Source organism: Bradyrhizobium arachidis, assembly GCF_024758505.1.
GTDB lineage: Bacteria > Pseudomonadota > Alphaproteobacteria > Rhizobiales > Xanthobacteraceae > Bradyrhizobium > Bradyrhizobium manausense_C.
Map to the genome: position 1 here is coordinate 3,910,213 of NZ_CP077970.1, position 17,038 is coordinate 3,927,250.

The window sequence follows — 17,038 nt, forward strand, 5'->3', positions numbered from 1 at the left end:
TGAGTTTTTCTATTGTCAATACGACATAGCGTATAAAACTGAATATGTCAATAGGGTCTGCAGCGACTCTTCTAGGTTTCGTAATGATGATGGCTTCGAAGGAGTGATCGGGCCACTATTGATTGGGGCCGAAGAGGTCGGCCAAGCGCACCTTCAGAGCATCGGCGATCTTCGTTAGCGACTCCAGCCTGGGATTCGCCTCGCCTCGCTCTATTTCGCTGATCAAAGCCTGACGAAGGTCGGCAGCTCCAGCAAGCTCTTCTTGTGACAGCTCCGCCAGTTGTCGCAGCCGACGCACGTTGTCGCCCAACGTCCGCGCATTGCGGGCGAGGTTGGCGGGAGCCTTCTTGCTGGGCCGACCCATAGGGACCGCACTATCTGATCGTGGATTCTGGTACCTTTTCTGTGATTCTCGCTTCTCGGTCCAATTGATACAATCGACGGGGTAGAGGAAAGCTGGAGGCGCCGAGCCTCATCGGATCGCGGATCGTCTACTCACTTCGGCCCGCGATCATGCTGTCCGATCCCGTGCTCTTCCAGGAGAGCCAGAGCGGCGCGAAGCGCTTCCTCCTTGAGTGCAAGTTCGTTTTCCAGCTTGGTCGTCACCATCTGCTGCTCCGAGATCCGCTGCCGGGCCTTGTGCTTCAACGCCTCGATGCGGTGATGCATCTGCATCGTGACGTCGTTCACGCGGGCCTGCGCCTCCAACTGGGTCTTTGCGATCCGGTCGTCGATGATCTGCTTCGCCAGCGCCTTCGCCTTCTCGAGGTCGGCCATCAGGCTGGCGCGGGCGTTCGCCAGCGACTTGGCCTGGCGCTGCTGTTCCGTCTTCTCCTTACGGGTCACGCGCTGCCGGCGCGGCCCCAACCTGGTGAGGCCGCAGTGGGAGGCCACTTTTTCGTAGTAGTCGTCCTGCAACGCTTTCATGGCGGCCTTATAGGCCCGCTTCTGCTCACGCTTGTTCTCGCCGCGTGCCTTCGACGCCGCCGTTGCCTCGTAGCCGGGATGCACGCTCTGGATCTGAAGCTGTCCGTCCTTCGGGAGATCCGGGACGACGACCCAGTGAACATGCGGGTACGGTTCATCCAGGTGCTCGACGACGCACTGGAGCGCGTCGCCCCACTTGTCGGCCAGCCAGCCGATGTTCAGGGTCCGCCAGTGTTTGTACGCCGCCGCTTTCTCGGGATCGGCCTCGATGTCGGCGACGGTGTCGGGCCAGCTCGCGACGCCGACCGCGACGACCGGGGTGTCGCACCGCACTTTGTGGCCACGCTTATCAACGGCCTCATCGGCCCGCGTCGAGGCCAACGCGAATGCCTCCTGCGGATCGCAGCCGAACACGATTTGCGGCGCCCGCGGCTCCGCCACGTGAGGGCAGGCATGCGGTGCCCGCACCATCTCGTCGCGGATGTCGAACAGCGACGGATTTCGCTTTTTGGAGCGCCACTTGTGGGCGCCGCGGCGGGCGTATACGTTCAGACGGCAGAACTGGTGACCCATCATGGTGAGTAACTCCTCCGGCCTCACCATCGTCCGGACGGCTGCAAGAAGGAAGAGGGGGCCAATCCAGTATCCGGCCAACATCTAGTCGGTTCACTAGATGTCGTTCGCAGGCCCTACGGTCCGATCATTGTTGCCAGGCTTTCTACTCAGACGTCGGGTCGGACGGGAGGAACGTGTCCGCAAGTTCGCTCGGCTTTCCCCGTTCGGTCGCCTGGAGCCGCTCACGCAGGCTAGGGCGGCTGACATCGCCGGGAAGGACGCCTTGGCGCACCAATAGGTCCTCCATCGCAACGAGCATGATGTCGTTCAATCGGCATGCTTTGGTGGCCGCCAGTATGCGCAGCGCACCATGAAGCTCCGGCCTCATTGTGACGGTCGTCCGAAGGGTCTCCCCGTTCAGCTCCTGAGAACGGTTGGACTGCGAATAGGTGAGGGCATCGCGAAGGTGCCGCGAGCCAGCATCGAGGGCTTCCTTGGGGTTACGGCTCATTGAAGATCTCCAGTCGGCGCAGAATCCAATCGGTGACGATTTGAATCTCGGCGGCCGCCCGGCCGTTCGGCTCATATTCGACCACCCCCATGCCGACGGCGACGGCGTCCTGATACGCGAAGCGGTAGGCGAGCTGTCCCTGCACGACGGTGCCCAACAGGCGGTGGTTATCGATCCATTGAACGAGGCGGGCGCTCAGGGTCGGCGGCGTCTGAGACAGAAGGATTGCAAAAGGGATGCCGTGATCGATGAACAGGCGCCTGAGACGCATTGCGACCGACGTCGCCAGCATCGTGGGCTGAGTAACGATGAGAGCAAGATCGGCGACCTTGACCGCGTCGGCGATCGTCCTGCCGTCATGCGCCGGCGTGTCGACGACGACAAGATCAAACAGGTGGCGATTGCGTGCGATCCAGCCGGCAAGTGCGTCAGAACGCAGCTGTTCCACGCACGGCCAACGCTTTCTTCTCAAGCTCCTCCACAATTGCAGCGACCCTTGCGGATCGGTGTCCAGCAGGGCAACGCGACAGCCGCGGTGCGCTGCCGCCACAGCAACATTCAGGGACGTGGTCGATTTCCCCGTTCCGCCTTTCTGTTGAACTGCCGTCAAAACCTGCATTTGCCCGCGCCCGCTTTCGGTCATCGAGCATCGCAGCTGGGCGCCCGCGGATCAATTTTGTGCAGTCGAGAGCAAATTTGTGGACAGTCCCTGATGGCTTCAGGCGAGATTTCGCGTTTGGAAAAAAGCCGGAAAAAAATCGAGCGGACTTGTCCACAGCAAAATCGCTCGAAACCGCCATTTTACCTGACATTGGACTGGATGCGCCCGACACTGCATCACTGCATCACTGCATCACTGCATCACTGCATCACTGCATCACTGCATCACTGCATCACTGCATCACTGCATCACTGTATCACTGTATCACCGTATCATTGCGTCCAGGCGCGCGCCGGAGGCGCTCCATAGGGAGGCAGACAGCGACTTTCTGTCGGTGCTCGATTGCCTCGTTCGTCTGCGCAATAGCTCGGGTCCAGATCGTCTCTCAACCACAGCTGACGCCTCCCTTCTTTCACACGTGGTCGAGGACACTCCTTACCGGGCGCTGTGCTACGCTCCTGCGCGATCTCGTTGCCCTCACAGTTCCAAATCATGATGGTGATCATCATGATGAGCAGCACAAGCGAGCGGCTGGCTACGCGTGTCCCGGACCTCGACATCTTTTCGCAAGGTCTCGTCGAGCGCGAAAATGGCGGCTGGAAAATCACCCTCAAGGGACGGACAGTGCTGGAGTTCATGGAGGCGCGCCCCGCCGTCGAGCCACCAACAGAGACAGTGCCAGCCGAGAACAAGGATGCGCCCATACCACCGCTTCCGCAGCCAGCGGAGCGCTTTAGGCGGCGACGCGAACGTCGCGAGCGGCGTCGTGAAGCCCGAGAACGGGCGCGGGCTAACGCTTCCTAATCCTGAGGACGGGGGCCTCCTTCTAGTGGTGCCGGACGCAGCGCCGTCCTCTGCACCGCAGGTGTTTCCTCAGAACCATTAGCTTTCGCGGCCTGTCATCATCAATGCGGCTGCCAGACCGAAGCCGCCTTAAGGAACGCTAGGGTCTCATCGGAGGCAAGCTTGTCGGCTGGCGGAAAATAGCTGAGCTTGACGATTACCGTGCGCGTCGCGGGGTGTTTCTGGTGCGAAACTGGTGCAGTAACGCCTGCTCATGCAGACGAGCCTGTGACATCCGTAAGGTCTCCATCGCAGGACTCTCCTCACAATGATCATCAAGCGGATCGACTTTACCCTCTCAAAGCTGAAACAGGGGTTCGATTCCCCTAGAGAGCACCATTCGTGATCCCAATGTCACGGTGATCGCATCGGCGAGTTCGCTCGCAGGGCTTTCAATTTTCGCGAGCAACTGAGAGGGACGCTCTCGGTCGAACGTCCGCTCGTCCCATGAATGATCCTAGGAAACCCGAAGCAGCGCTGGAGGCAGAGCGGCGATTAGATCCGCCATACCATCTCCAAGGAGCGAGACGTGTTCGCTGGCAGCTCGAAATGCGGCTTCGGGATTTCCTTCCTCGATGGCCTGAATGATGCGCTCATGTTCCGCGATCGTGGCAGCCATCCGGCCGGTTTGGAAAGTGATGTTTTTTCGATAGACCGCGAGGCGTTTTCGAAGTGCGCGCGTTTGAGCCGAGATGAAATCCGTGTGCGACGCCTCGTAAAGGAGTTCATGGAACTCCTGGTTGATGGCGTAAAAAGCCTCTTCATTTCCCTCGCCGACGGATGCGGACAGGCGTTGTTGAATTGCGCGCAGTGCTGCTTTCTCGCCATGGCTTGCGCGGCGGGCGGCCAATTTCGCGCAAAGCCCCTCAAAGGCCGCCATCGTCTCGAACATCTCGAGCAACATCGGAATCGAGATGGATGTGACGATCATTCCATGTCGCGGCCGCGCCTCCAGGAAGCCGGTGGTGACGAGCGCCTTCAAGGCCTCGCGTACTGGCGTGCGCGAGATCTGGTATCGCGCAGCCAATTCAATTTCGTCGACCCGGCTTCCGGGGGGCAACGTACCGCTGACGATCAGCTCTTCAAGCTCGTCACGCAGATCTTCGGCCAGGGTCCCGCCTCGGCGGCGCAAAACCTGCTGATCTTTGGCGGCATCGGAAAAGACTGCTGTCATATCCCCTCAATTCAAGGCCGGTGATTTTGAAGCTCTGGACGAGTCAAGCAGAGCTCTCAAACACGTTAGTAGTTAGCGCGCAGATCAGAAACTCAAGAGGGCAATTGTACGCCGAATGCAAGTCGCGCACGTGCAATCATGGCCCTTTGATCACCCTTTCGAACAGTTTTGGGGCATTCGAGGACGCATTTAGGATCTCAGTCTCTTATTATTGCACATGTTATTGTGCGCAGGATGAAGAGTTTCATATCTACGCCCCGCCTGCCGGGCTGGAGGCGCTAAGGGCGGGCATCCTCGACGATCTGGGCCTTCCCTCTCAATCGGCTTTGGTGTCCGACGGGGCAATCGAGTCGCTGTACCACGTCTGCCATACGCTTCTGCGGCCTGGGGATGAGTTCATCACGACTGATCCGACGTGGAACTGGCCAATGGCCTTTGCACAAGCGGTCGGTGCATCGGTCAAGCAGATCCCGATTTACGGTTCTCAGCATCGATACCGGCTTGATCCTGCTCGGCTGGAAGAGGCGATCGGTCCAAAGACTAAGGTCGTCTACCTCGTGGATCCAAACAATCCGCTGGGGACGGCGTGCACAAAGCCAGAAATCGAGAGGATAGTGGCCGCGGTCAATCGGGCTGGGGCCTATCTGATCCACGACTGCACATATCGCCATTTTGCGTACGAGCACCATCTTGCCGCGCAGCTCGCGCCTGATCGCACGATCACCATCTACAGCTTTTCGAAATGGCTTGGGCTTGCCGGTCTGCGGATCGGCGCCGTCGTTGCGCATCCCGATGTCATCGAGCGCCTGGCGGCCGCCCCTCCCAATAATCTCGGCTCAAGCATTCTGTCCCAGCGCGCTGCAATTGCGGGTTTGAGCATCAAGGACGAATGGTTTCCGGGCGTGCTTACCGAGCTTCGCGACAATCAAGCTCTGGTGAAGGCGGCTGTCGACAAGATCTCGGGCCTGAGCGTGCCGGTCTATCCCTCCAACGGAAATTTCCTGGTCATCGAATGCGGTGAACTCGGCATTCGGCCTGAAGCGTTGGTCGCTGCCTACAACGAGCACGAGATCATGATCCGTCAGGGGGGGTATCACACACCAACCTTCGGCGAAAAGTTCGTGAAGGTGTCGCTGAGCGTACCAAGAGCGTGGGCCGAGGAGTTTGCCAATCTACTTCCCGCGATGGTGGAGAGAGCGAGGACTTCGAACAAGCCCGCGAAGGTTTTTTAGCTCGCGACGAGGCCAATCTCTGGGAGGGCGACAAGATGGATCTTCAGCTCGGTGGAAAGAAAGTCCTCATCACTGGGGCATCGCAAGGGATCGGCGAGGGGCTCGCGCACGCTTTCGCGGCCGAAGGTTGCGCGCTGCATCTCACCGCTCGATCGGAGGACAAGCTCGGGATTCTTCGAAAGGAGATTGCTGCTGCTCACGGCGTGAGCGTCGGTGTCACCGTAGCTGACATGACTGCCGAAGGCGCATGCGAACGCATCGCCGAAGACGCGGGAGATATCGACATATTGGTCAACAACGCCGGCGTCATTCCGAGCGGGACCCTTTTTGACATCACTCCTCAGCAATGGCGTGACGGATGGGCCCTGAAGGGGTTTGGCTACGCGGACATGATCCGGTTGGTCTATCCGCGGATGAAAGCGCGCGGCGGCGGCGTCATTCTGAACAATATCGGCAATGGCGGAGAAGTTTGCGATCCCAACTACATCGAGGGCGCCGCCGGCAACGCTGCCATCATGGCAATGACCCGGGCGCTGGGTGGGACCAGCCTCGACGACAACATCCGCGTTGTCGGCGTGAATCCCGGTCCCGTGGACACGACGCGCATCTACAACATGCTGCGCAAGTTCGCCGAGATACGACTTGGCGATTCCGCTCGCTACGACGAGCTGCTCGATCGTTACCCGCTCAAGCGTCCGGCGAAGGTCCACGAGATCACCGACCTGTTCCTTTTCCTGGCTTCCTTCAGGTCCGGATACACGTCGGGCACGATCGTCACGGTCGATGGAGGGATCGCATCCCGGCGCGCGGTAGTCTGAGACATCCAAGCAGGCAGTGAGTAAGCCATGGCATTTGTACGGGCCAAGGACGGCACCAAACTCTACTACGAGGAAGTGGGCGAGGGCGCGCCGCTGATCTTCGTGCACGAGTTCGGCGGAGACCTTCGCAGCTGGGAGCCCCAGTTGCGTCACTTCAGCCGGCGGTATCGCTGCATCGCGTACAATGCCCGCGGTTACAGTCCGTCCGACGTGCCCGAAGATATCGCGAGCTATTCACAGGAGCTTGCGGCGCAGGACGTCAGGGATGTAATGGACGGCCTTTCGATCGACAAAGCCCATGTCGTTGGGCTGTCGATGGGCGGATTTGCGACGCTGCATTTCGGGTTAAACTTTCCGGAGCGTGCTCTGTCCCTGGTCGTGGCTGGCGCGGGCTACGGAGCGGAAAAGCACTACGAGGACTACTTCAGGTCCGTTTCTCTCGAGGTCGCAGATCAGTTCGAGAAACAAGGCTCGGCAGCCTTTTCGAAGACCTATTCGATGGCGGCTTCGCGTATTGCCTTTCTGCTCAAGGATCCCCGCGGCTGGCAGGAATTCCAGCGTCATCTTGGCGAACATTCGGCGCGGGGTTCGGCAATGACCATGCGCGGAGTGCAGACGCGGCGTCCATCGATTTATGACCTGGAGAGCCGGTTGCGCGCTCTCGCTGCGCCCATGCTGGTGATCGTCGGCGACGAAGATGATCATTGCCTGCAGCCCGGGATATTCCTGAAACGAACGGTGCCGGCGTGCGGCCTCCTTGTCATGCCCAAGGCGGGTCACACCCTGAACCTCGAAGAGCCCGGTCAATTCAATCAGGCTATTGACGACTTCCTGGCCACCGTCGCCCAAGGACGATGGCTGCCCCGTGATCCAAGGGCCATGCCGTCCGAGATCATGAAGACATCCTGATGACAGCCCCGTCAGCAAACTCAAATCATGCCTCCAAATACGTCAGCGCAGGACGGTTGAACCGGCGTCTCGACGTCATGGCGCGGTACGGTGCGACCGAAAAGAGAGGCGTCAACCGACAGGCTCTCTCAGCGGAAGACCTTCAGGCGCAGTTGCAGATGGTTCGGTGGGCGGCGGAGTTGGAGCTTCGGCCGTCCACCGACCCCGCAGGAAACCTCTTCATTCGCTATGAAGGAACCGACCCAGCGCTTGCCCCGATCTTGACCGGGTCTCATTTGGATAGTCAGCCAACCGGCGGCCGGTTCGATGGCGTCTACGGCGTATTGGCCGCGCTGGAGGCAGTCGAAGCCATTCGCGACGCCGGCCTGAGACCGCAACGGTCGATCGAAATCGTATCCTGGATGAACGAAGAGGGTTCTCGGTTTGCACCGGGAATGATGGGGTCAAGGGCCTACGCGAATCCTGATGGATTGGCTGACATCCTGTCGACAACCGACGCTGACGGCGTCAGCGTGTCGAGCGCGCTCGAGATTGTCCATAAAGGCCTGCGGGACGTTCCGCACCGAATGTTGGGCGGACGCCCATACGCGTACATCGAGACGCATATCGAGCAGGGACCGGAACTCGAACGACAGAATACGACGATCGGAGTCGTTTCAGGCATTCAGGGAAAGAGAACCTTTCGAGTGACCATTTCGGGTGAGGCCGCGCATGCGGGGACCTCCTGCCGGGCCGTCCGCAAGGACGCGTTGATGGCGGCGGTTCGAATCATCGGAGCGCTCGACCAGCAGTTTGACGATAAGGCCGATGTGGTGAAGTTTACCGTGGGGCGGCTGACGGTTGAACCAAACGCCCCGTCGGTCGTCCCCAGTGCCGTCACGTTCTCCATCGATCTGCGACATCCAGAATCGGCCGAGCTTACGCGATTGGGGGACTTGGTTGTCCCCATTTGCGAAGCGCAGAAAGGGCCATGCGCCGTCAGCGTTAAGGAGCTTTCCACTGCGATGTCCGTCGAGTTCGCGCACGAGCTGCGCAATTGCATTCGGCGTGCCGCGGATCAACTGAAGATCGCACATCTGGATATTTTGTCGGCTGCCGGACACGACGCCCGCTATCTCGGCGATGTCTGTCCGTCGGCGATGATCTTCGTGCCATCGCATCAAGGCATCACGCACAACGAGGCGGAGTTCACCTCGCTGCAGGATCTCGTTGATGGAGCACGCGTACTGGCTGACGTCCTTTGCGAGCTCACGTCACAAGAAGCGAGTTCCTGCCGAGCATCGTAGTGTCGTCTTCACGTTGGTTTTGCCACTTAGGGGGAAGTTGTCATGCAGATTGACGCCGTTGTCGCAAGCGCAGGTTCGGCTGATCGCGAAGCAGGGGATCGCCTGTATCGAAAAATAGCGTGGCGGCTGATTCCTTTCCTGATGATCTGCTACGTCGGCGCGTATCTGGATCGCGTGAACGTAGGCTTTGCAAAGCTGCAAATGCTGAATGATCTCCAGTTCAGCGAGACCATATACGGGCTCGGCGCCGGTATCTTCTTCATTGGGTACTTTCTGTTCGAAGTTCCGAGCAATTTGATGTTGCAGCGGGTCGGGGCGCGGATCTGGATCGCCCGGATCATGATCACCTGGGGCATCATCTCGGCGTGCTTCGCGTTCGTATCAACTCCTCTCCAGTTCTACATCCTGCGCTTTCTGCTCGGTGCCGCCGAGGCAGGCTTCTATCCGGGTGTGATCCTCTACCTGACCTATTGGATACCATCGCACAGGCGCTCGCAGATGATCGCGCTGTTCATGACGGCGATTCCGATCGCCGGAATCGTTGGTGGACCTCTCTCCGGCTGGATCATGCAGTATTTTGATGGGCACCAAGCGCTTGCCGGTTGGAAGTGGCTCTTCCTGTTCGAGGCAATTCCGTCGATCGTTCTTGGCATAGCAACGATCTTCTGTCTCACGGACCGTCCGGAAAAGGCGCGTTGGCTATCCGAGCAGGAGAAGGCGCTCGTCGTGAGCGCGCTGGATGCGCAAGCGCAGAACTCGGAAAGCACGTTGACGACCATGGGCGAGGCGTTTCGCAATCCCCGCATGCTCCTCATGTGCATGATCTACTTTTGCGTCATTATGGGCCAGTACGGTCTCACATTCTGGATGCCGACGCTTGTGAAGTCCGCGGGCGTTACGGGAGTGCTGCAGATCGGCCTGTTCTCTGCCATTCCCTACACGTTCGCGGTCGTGGTCATGATCAGCGCGGGCAGGAACTCGGATCGAACGCGCGAACGTCGTTGGCACGTCATCGTTCCCATGTTGGCCGGCGCGTTAGGGTACATGATCGTTGCCGCCGCTGGAGGCAATGTGACTTTGGCCCTGATCGGACTGTCCCTCGCTGCGGCCGGCGTGATCACTCCAGGTCCGCTGTTCTGGGCGCTTCCGTCGGCATTTCTGGCGGGCACGGCCGCTGCAGCAGGTATCGCTGCCATCAATGCGTTTGCCGGGCTGGCCGGATTCGTCAGCCCCTATTTGATCGGGTATCTGAGGGACATAACGGGGACGTCGACCATCGCGATGTACACGTCGGCCGCTGTCCTGGTGCTGGGTGCACTGGCGATCCTGAAGGTGCCCGCGAAGTTGGTCAATCGCTAGAACCCCAATCGGATCGACACGATGGCCAATCTTCTGGGCGCGGCCGAGCTTTGCTCCGCCGCGCTCTTGGAAACCGGCGGAGCTGAAATCGCTCCTCGATTTGTGTTTCGGCGTGGAGGAACTCCACTCCACGCCGAAATATCCTGGCTAGTTGAAGGCGGGTCATTGTCACAACAGACTTTTGATCGGAGGCGTGCCGCACTTTTCGACGGTAGCTCAAATGGTGGGTTTTCAACGGGGATTACCTGACACTCTCTCCTTCGGACTGCCTCTCCGCAGTATCCAGCTGTTCGGAACGACAACATAGCGCGACAACGGTTGTCGCGGTTCCGCGATGTCACCTGTGGTCACCGCGCTAACCGTAGCTTCGAAACGTGGGTTGGAGGGAGCGCGTTCAGGAACATGGTCCGAAAGCTCGAGTCTCGGCGTCGGCCTAGCACCGGGGATTGCGTCTTCCAGCCTATTTCCGCCTGAAGTGGGCCGGCACCCCCTGTGCAGCACGGCACCGCGAGGAGGTGGGCTCGAACGCAAAAATCTGCATCCCTGGTTGATCGCGCGCCATTTCCGGTGCCGTCAACTGGCGCGATTGAAGCGTGTCAACCTCTCCGTCTTGACGCTATAAAAAAATCAGTCTACTTATGCAAGTGACGAACGTCGGCTCCAAGGGTCGGCGCTGGTCGGGAGGAGAGGCCTTGGTGAAAGACATCATCGTCGCGAAGCGGGACGGCGTAGCGCGCGTCACATTGAACCGGCCAGCGGCGAGGAACGCCGTCACGCTGGCGATGTGGCGTGAGCTCGCCGACATTTTCTCGCGCTTCGCTGACGATCGGGATGTTCGAGCGGTCGTGCTGGCGGGCGAGGGTAAGGACTTTTCCGTCGGCGCCGATATCTCCGAGTTCGACAGTATTCGGGACGACAAGCAACAAAGCGCCGACTACGAAGTCGCCGTCGATGCCTGTTCTGGCGCGATCGCGGCGTTGGGAAAGCCCGTTGTTGCAGCCATTTCCGGCTATTGCCTTGGAGGCGGTTGTCATCTCGCGCTGGCGTGCGACTTTCGCTTCGGCGATCGAACCGCAATCATCGGGATTCCGTCGGCAAAGCTCTCGATCGTCTATGGCGTTCGGAGCGTGCAGCGGTTGTTGGCGCTAACCGGCATCGCAAACGCCAAGCGCATCCTTTACTCCGCGGACCGCTATCCGGCCGAGCAGGCGATGTCGATGGGATTGATCGACGAGATACACGACGATGCTTCGCTCGCCGCCGAGCGCTTCCTGGAGCGGCTGGCGGACAATGCGCCACTTTCGATCGCTGGCGCGAAATACATGCTGAACGGGCTTTCGACGGGCGCCGGCGGCCTCGATTTGGCCGTGGCGCAGCAACTCGTCGATGTTGCTTCCGACAGCGAGGATTTCAGGGAAGGCCGTCGCGCGTTTGCGGAGAAGAGAGCTCCGCGGTTTCGTGGCGAATAACGATGGCAAACACGGAAACAGTCTTGGAGGGCAAATACGATGAAGCCTGCCAAGTTTGAATATGTGGCGCCGACGACGGTGGATGCCGCGGTCGAAGCTTTGCGCGCGGCCAATGGCGAGGGCAAGGTTCTCGCCGGCGGTCAGAGCCTGCTTCCGCTCTTGAATTTTCGGATGACGCGGCCTGCCGTGCTGGTCGACCTGAATGGCATCAAGGAACTGTCGTTCATCGAGCTGAGAGGCGATCGCGTAGCGATCGGTGCCTTGACGCGGCATCGCGAGATCGAGCAATCGCCGCTGATCGCATCGAAGCTGCCGGTGATGGCGGCGGCCATGCGTCACGTGGCGCATCTGGCGATCCGCAATCGCGGCACTATCGGCGGCAGCCTGTCTCATGCGGATCCCGCCGCGGAGCTACCGATGCTGTCGCTGTTCTACGGCGCGCGCCTGTCGGTTCAGGGACCGTCCGGCCGGCGGACCATCGCTGCCGAGGATTTTTTCGTCGACGCGCTGACGAATTGCCTGGCGCCTGAGGAGATCGTGGTGGAGATCGAATTTCCGATCCTGCAACACGACGGATGGGCCTTCGAGGAAGTCGCTCGCCGCTTCGGCGATTTCGCGCTTGCCAGCATCGCCGTCGCTGTCCGACGCGGTGCTTCCATCATCGAGGACACGCGCGTTGCCGTGATGGGCGTGGCCGATACACCGCTCCGGCTGAAAGACGTCGAGGACAAGCTCCGCGGCACCACTATCGACGGCCAGACGCCGGATCGATTTTCCGAGCTTGTCACGTCCTGCGTGTCTGCAAATGGCGACCTGCATGCTTCGGCCGAATATCGCCAGCACTTGCTCGGGCAGCTGGCCAAGCGGGCCATGCAGACGGCGCTGGCCGCGAAAGGGTAATCGGCGATGAGTACGACAGTATCGGTGACCGTCAACGGCACGACGTACGACGTACAGGATGTCGAGCCGCGGCTCCTGTTGTCAGACTTCCTGCGCGATACGCTCGGACTGACAGGCACTCATGTCGGATGCGAGCATGGCGTTTGCGGCGCGTGCACGGTGCTCGTCAACGGCGATAGCGTCCGCTCCTGCCTGATGCTCGCCGTTCAAGCCAACGGCGCCGAGATCACGACCGTGGAAGGCCTCGGGACGCCGGAGGCGCTCAACGTCCTGCAGGCCCAGTTTCGCGAGCATCACGGGCTGCAGTGCGGCTTCTGCACGCCCGGCATGCTGATGACGGGCGAAGACCTGCTCCGGAAATATCCGCTCGCGACCGACGACGAGATCAGGGAAGGGCTGTCCGGCAATCTCTGCCGCTGCACCGGATACCAGAACATTGTCGCTGCAATCCGGGCTGCGGCGGCCAAGCGCGCGGAGGCCGTGACGTGAAGCTCAATTTCCTCCCCGCCGGGCGCCTTCGCATGAAGAAGAGCATCTATGTGGCCGGCGCCGATCGCAGCGAGATGATCGATCTTCCTGTCAGTAGCGCCTTGATCCGGCACAAGCAGGGCAACATCCTGTTCGACACCGGCTGTCACCCTTCGGTGGTCGATCACCCTGAGGAGCGTTGGGGATCGCTCGCCAAGGTCATGAAGCCTTTGATGAGCGCAAGCGAGACCCTGCTGCCGAGCCTTGCCTGTGTCGGGCTGGAGCCGGACGATATCGACGTCGTCGTCAATTCCCATTTTCATCCCGACCATTGCGGCTGCAATCAGTTCTTCCGCAAGGCGACGATCCTTGCCCACGCCAAGGAAATCGAGGCCGCGAAGGCGCAGGGTGCGGAAGCCGTGGGCTATCTCCGTGCGGATTGGGACTACGGCCAGCCGATCGAGCCCTTGCACGGCGAGAAGGACATCTTCGGAGATTCCAGCGTCGTCCTGGTGCCCTTGCCAGGCCATACGCCGGGCTTGGTCGGTGCGCTGGTCAGCCTCGATCGCGATGGTCAGTTTCTGCTCGCGTCGGACGCCGTCAGCCTGCGGCAAAACCTCGATACCGATACCGCGCCTCGCAATACCTGGAACGTCGAGGAACAGCTGAAGACGTTCGCAGAGGTGCGGCGGATCGAGAACGCCGGTGCTGCGGTGATCTGTGGCCATGACGACCAGCAGTGGCGGGGCCTGCGTAAGGGAAGCGAAGGCTATGAATAGCGAAACGCGCCCTCATTCATCGGACGTCTTGCGGCCGCGCAACGTCGGCGCGCCGATCAAGCGTACTGAAGACCCGCGGCTCTTGACCGGCCGCGGCGAGTATTCGGCCGACCGGAAGCCGGATCGGCCGCTGCACATCGCGTTCCTTCGCAGCGGGCAGCCGCATGCGCTGATCTCCCGGATCGATACCGCTGCTGCGCAGGCGATGTCCGGTGTGGTCGCGGTGCTCACCGCGGAGAGCATCGCCGGCGACTTCAAGCCGGTGATCCCGGTCTCGCGGATGCCGAACTACTACGCGACGCCGATCGTGCCGCTGGCTTCCGGCAAGGTCCGCTATGTCGGCGAGGCCGTGGCTGCCGTGATAGCCACCTCGCGATATCTGGCGGAGGATGCGCTCGAGTTGATCGAGGTCGACTACGAGCCGCTTGGGGCGCTCTCGCGCGCGGAACTCGCCGTTGCCGATGGCGCGGCACTTCTGCACGACGAGGCCGGAACAAACGTCCTGATCGCGCGCGAGTTCAGGAAAGGCGACGTGGCTGCCGATCTCAAGGCGGCCGCGGTCAGGGTAGGCGGTCGGTTTGAGATGACCCGCAAGGCACCGCTTGCGATGGAGCCGCGGAGCTATACGGCCGAGTACGAGAAGCGGCGAGATGCCATCACGCTCTATACGTCGTCGAACATTCCGGGCATCGTCCGCGACGCGATTTCGGAATCGCTTGATCTTCCAGGTCATCGGTTGCGGGTGGTGGCGCCCGATGTCGGTGGTAGCTTTGGATCGAAGGGGTCGCTCTATCCCGAAGAGCTCCTGATCTGCATCGCGGCGCGCAAGCTCGGCCGCTCGCTGAAGTGGACGGCCGATCGTCTGGAAGATGTGAGCAGCTCGAGCCAGGCCTTCGCGGAAATCGTCGATGCCGAGATGGGTTTTGACGCCAACGGCATCGCGACCTCGCTGCAGGCGGACGTGATCGGCGACGTCGGGGCCTATTCGATCTATCCCTGGACCTGCGGGCTGGAGCCGGTGCAAGTCGTCAGCTTCCTTCCGGGTCCCTACAAGATCGCGTCGTATCGCGGCGCCGTCCGCGGCGTCGCCACCTGCAAGCCACCGACCGGTCCCTACCGCGGCGTCGGCCGGCCGATCTCGACCTTCGTCGCCGAGCGCCTGATGGACCTTGGCGCCAGGGCGCTCGGTCTTGATCCTCTCGAAATCAGGCGCCGCAACCTGGTCCGGGCCGAGGAATTCCCGTACCGGATCGCATCCGGAATCATCTGGGACAAGACAGGTTTCGTCGAATGCCTCGAGGCCGCTGCTGAGGCTGCTGGTTACCAACAGCTTCGCCTCCAGCAAGCGGATGCGCGCAAGCGGGGACGTCTGTTCGGCATCGGGATCGCCTCCTACGCGGAGCTGACCGGCATCGGATCGCGGATCGCCGTCGCACCGGGCATGCCGATCAACACCGGCTCGGAAACGGCGAAGATCACCATCGATTCGACCGGTGCTATCACGGCGGCCTTTGGTGTCGCCTCTCACGGACAAGGGCTCGAGACGACGCTGGCGCAAATCGTGGCCGATGATCTCGGCGCCCGCTTCGACGACATCCGCGTCATTCAGGGCGACAGCGACGAGGTTCCGATGTCGACCGGGACCTATGCGAGCCGTAGCGCGGTGCTCGGCGGCGGTGCTGCCAAGCATGCCTCGCGCATCCTCCAGGACAAGATCAAGCGGGTTGCGTCTCATCTGCTGGAGGCCAACCAGGACGACATCGAGGTTTCGGACGGCAAGGCCGCGGTCATCGGCACCGACCGCGTGGTGACCTTCAAGCAGGTCGCCAAGGCAGTTTATTCCGACATGAAGACGCTGCCGGTCGAGGCGCGCGAGGAGCTGACGGCGACGTACACCTACGACCCGATCAATGGGACGACCGCGGCGGCCACTCATATCGCCGTGGTCGAAGTCGATCCTGCGACTTGCTTCGTCAAGATACTGAAATACGTCGTCGCGGAGGATTGCGGGAGGATCATCAATCCGATGATCGTCGACGGCCAGGTCCATGGCGGCGTCGCGCAAGGTATCGGTGCGGCGCTGTTCGAGGAGCTCGTCTATGACGATGACGGTCAGCTTCTGAGCGCGAGCCTCGTCGACTATGTGATCCCGTCCGCGCCCGAAGTGCCGGCCATGGATGTCGTCCACATCGAAAGCGAATCGGCGGTGGCCGGTGGATTCCGCGGCATGGGCGAGGGCGGCACGATCGGCGCGCCGGCCGCCATTGCCAATGCGATCGCCGACGCGTTGTCGCCGCTCGGCATCGACGTGTCCATTCTTCCGATGACTCCGGAGCGCATCTTCAGGCTCATGGAGCAGGCCAGATTCAACGCGAGAGGAAAAGCAGATGAGTGATCTCAAAGGACGTGTCGCGCTCGTGACCGGCGGCGGACGAGACGTAGGCGCGGCGATCGCCAAGCTCTTGGCGGAACACGGCGCCAGCGTTGCGGTCAACTATCACAGCTCGAAGTCCGAGGCCGAAGCGGTGGTCGCCGAGATCGAGAAGGCCGGCGGCAAGGCCAGGGCTTATCAGGCCGATATCTCGGACGCCGACGTCGTTAGGAAAATGGTTGCCGGCATCAAGAACGATTTCGGCGGGCTCGACATCCTCGTCAACAACGCCGGGCTGGTGTTTCGCAAGCGTTTCAGCGAAAGCACGCCCGAGGACTGGAAGAGGCAGATCGACACCTGCCTGTACGGTGCGCTGAATTGCTCGCACAGTGCCGGGCCGCTGCTTGAAGCGTCCGGCCGCGGCCGCATCATCTCCATCATGGGGGACTCATCGAGGGTCGGCGAGTCCGGCCTCGCACTCGGTGCGGCCGCGCGCGCCGGCACGATCGCGTTGATGAAGTCGCTGGCCCGCGAATGGGGGCGCTCCGGCGTGACCGCGAATTCGATCTCGCTGGGCCTCATCGAAACCGCCCACGACAAGACCTGGGTGGATGCCAATCGCGACAAGCTGGTCAAAGCCTACGCCATCCGCCGGCTGGGCCTGCCGTCCGACGTTGCACCGTTGGTCGCCCTGCTGGCGTCCGATGCGGGCAGCTGGATCACGGGGCAGGTGATCAGCGTCAACGGCGGCTACAGTATGGTCTAGGAGATACGAC

At 61.1% G+C, this 17,038-nt stretch carries 17 protein-coding genes; 12 read left to right on the plus strand and 5 right to left on the minus strand.

The features are described 5' to 3' along the window. Positions 1 to 115: 115 nt before the first annotated feature. From KUF59_RS17815 to KUF59_RS17830, 4 genes are all read right to left on the minus strand, one after another. Positions 116 to 310: a helix-turn-helix transcriptional regulator gene (locus KUF59_RS17815; protein WP_258769753.1), complete on the minus strand. Its 195-nt coding sequence runs from the start codon at positions 308 to 310 to the stop codon at positions 116 to 118. A gap of 185 nt (positions 311 to 495) precedes the next feature. Then, positions 496 to 1,503 carry a plasmid recombination protein gene (locus KUF59_RS17820; RefSeq protein ID WP_258769755.1) on the minus strand — a complete coding sequence of 336 codons (1,008 nt, stop codon included), beginning with the start codon at positions 1,501 to 1,503 and terminating at the stop codon, positions 496 to 498. Positions 1,504 to 1,645: 142 nt separating this feature from the next. Continuing rightward, a complete protein-coding gene (locus KUF59_RS17825) occupies positions 1,646 to 1,993 on the minus strand; it encodes a hypothetical protein (protein WP_258769756.1) in 348 nt (115 codons plus the stop codon). Then, entirely contained in the window at positions 1,983 to 2,636 is a 654-nt protein-coding gene (locus KUF59_RS17830) for a ParA family protein (RefSeq protein WP_258769757.1), read from the minus strand. Before KUF59_RS17830 ends, KUF59_RS17825 begins: the two co-directional genes overlap by 11 nt. 510 nt (positions 2,637 to 3,146) lie before the next feature. Here KUF59_RS17830 and KUF59_RS17835 point away from each other — a divergent pair. After that, positions 3,147 to 3,458, plus strand: a complete 312-nt coding sequence (locus KUF59_RS17835) for a hypothetical protein (RefSeq protein ID WP_404514263.1) — start codon at positions 3,147 to 3,149, stop codon at positions 3,456 to 3,458. Positions 3,459 to 3,954: 496 nt separating this feature from the next. Here KUF59_RS17835 and KUF59_RS17840 read toward each other — a convergent pair whose 3' ends face one another. Beyond that, a complete protein-coding gene (locus KUF59_RS17840) occupies positions 3,955 to 4,671 on the minus strand; it encodes a GntR family transcriptional regulator (RefSeq protein WP_258769758.1) in 717 nt (238 codons plus the stop codon). Between the two features lie 104 nt (positions 4,672 to 4,775). On the opposite strand from KUF59_RS17840, the gene KUF59_RS17845 reads away from it, so the two are divergent. The 11 genes from KUF59_RS17845 (at position 4,776) to KUF59_RS17895 (ending at position 17,028) form a co-directional block, all read left to right on the plus strand. Beyond that, positions 4,776 to 5,903, plus strand: a complete 1,128-nt coding sequence (locus KUF59_RS17845; protein ID WP_258769759.1) for a pyridoxal phosphate-dependent aminotransferase — start codon at positions 4,776 to 4,778, stop codon at positions 5,901 to 5,903. Between the two features lie 35 nt (positions 5,904 to 5,938). Next, entirely contained in the window at positions 5,939 to 6,721 is a 783-nt protein-coding gene (locus KUF59_RS17850; RefSeq protein WP_258769760.1) for an SDR family oxidoreductase, read from the plus strand. A 27-nt stretch (positions 6,722 to 6,748) separates the two neighbouring features. Beyond that, positions 6,749 to 7,630, plus strand: a complete 882-nt coding sequence (locus KUF59_RS17855) for an alpha/beta fold hydrolase (RefSeq protein WP_258769762.1) — start codon at positions 6,749 to 6,751, stop codon at positions 7,628 to 7,630. Next, a complete protein-coding gene (locus KUF59_RS17860; RefSeq protein WP_258769763.1) occupies positions 7,630 to 8,916 on the plus strand; it encodes a M20 family metallo-hydrolase in 1,287 nt (428 codons plus the stop codon). Before KUF59_RS17855 ends, KUF59_RS17860 begins: the two co-directional genes overlap by 1 nt. 42 nt (positions 8,917 to 8,958) lie before the next feature. Then, positions 8,959 to 10,275, plus strand: coding sequence for an MFS transporter (locus KUF59_RS17865; protein ID WP_258769764.1), 1,317 nt, complete (start codon positions 8,959 to 8,961; stop codon positions 10,273 to 10,275). A gap of 695 nt (positions 10,276 to 10,970) precedes the next feature. Then, the gene (locus KUF59_RS17870; RefSeq protein ID WP_258769765.1) at positions 10,971 to 11,744 is read left to right on the plus strand and encodes an enoyl-CoA hydratase-related protein; all 774 of its coding nucleotides are present in this window, start codon (positions 10,971 to 10,973) and stop codon (positions 11,742 to 11,744) included. 39 nt (positions 11,745 to 11,783) lie between these two features. After that, positions 11,784 to 12,644 (plus strand): FAD binding domain-containing protein, encoded by an 861-nt coding sequence (locus KUF59_RS17875; RefSeq protein WP_258769766.1) that lies wholly within the window; start codon positions 11,784 to 11,786, stop codon positions 12,642 to 12,644. Between the two features lie 6 nt (positions 12,645 to 12,650). Beyond that, positions 12,651 to 13,133, plus strand: a complete 483-nt coding sequence (locus KUF59_RS17880; protein WP_258769767.1) for a (2Fe-2S)-binding protein — start codon at positions 12,651 to 12,653, stop codon at positions 13,131 to 13,133. After that, positions 13,130 to 13,891 carry an N-acyl homoserine lactonase family protein gene (locus KUF59_RS17885; RefSeq protein ID WP_258769769.1) on the plus strand — a complete coding sequence of 254 codons (762 nt, stop codon included), beginning with the start codon at positions 13,130 to 13,132 and terminating at the stop codon, positions 13,889 to 13,891. The genes KUF59_RS17880 and KUF59_RS17885 overlap by 4 nt, the downstream gene beginning before the upstream one ends. Beyond that, the gene (locus KUF59_RS17890; RefSeq protein ID WP_258769771.1) at positions 13,884 to 16,286 is read left to right on the plus strand and encodes a xanthine dehydrogenase family protein molybdopterin-binding subunit; all 2,403 of its coding nucleotides are present in this window, start codon (positions 13,884 to 13,886) and stop codon (positions 16,284 to 16,286) included. Before KUF59_RS17885 ends, KUF59_RS17890 begins: the two co-directional genes overlap by 8 nt. Then, positions 16,279 to 17,028, plus strand: a complete 750-nt coding sequence (locus KUF59_RS17895) for an SDR family NAD(P)-dependent oxidoreductase (RefSeq protein ID WP_258769772.1) — start codon at positions 16,279 to 16,281, stop codon at positions 17,026 to 17,028. The genes KUF59_RS17890 and KUF59_RS17895 overlap by 8 nt, the downstream gene beginning before the upstream one ends. Positions 17,029 to 17,038 lie beyond the last annotated feature (10 nt).